Below are 371 nucleotides of genomic sequence, written 5' to 3' on the forward strand. Positions count from 1 at the left end.
GAGTGATTCATGACTGGGGTGAAGTCGTAACAAGGTAGCCCTAGGGGAACCTGGGGCTGGATCACCTCCTTATACGATTTAGAACTTATTTGTTCGAAGTGTCCACACAGATGATTGTTAGTTGGTAAGGTAACTTACTGATTAATATTGCTCTTTAAAAATTTGGAAAAGCTGATAATTAAATTCTTATAGATATTCGTATCTATAAAGAGTTTTCAAAAGTAAAACAATGCCAATTAATCGACAGATTAATTAGCATCTACTTTAGTATTCAATATTAACTTCTGGCGAAGTTGAAATCAGTCTTTGAATATACAATGTCAAACTAGATATTTTTCAATGATTTTGTTTTTTAGACAAGGCGTTTAATA

1 rRNA gene is annotated in these 371 nt (G+C 32.3%); it reads left to right on the forward strand.

Annotated features, from left to right (window positions below):
- Positions 1 to 72, forward strand: a 16S ribosomal RNA gene (locus HC733_RS22680); the annotation flags it as partial.
- Between the last annotated feature and the right edge of the window lie 299 nt (positions 73 to 371).

Source organism: Pseudoalteromonas sp. S16_S37 (genome assembly GCF_014694405.1).
Lineage (GTDB): Bacteria > Pseudomonadota > Gammaproteobacteria > Enterobacterales > Alteromonadaceae > Pseudoalteromonas.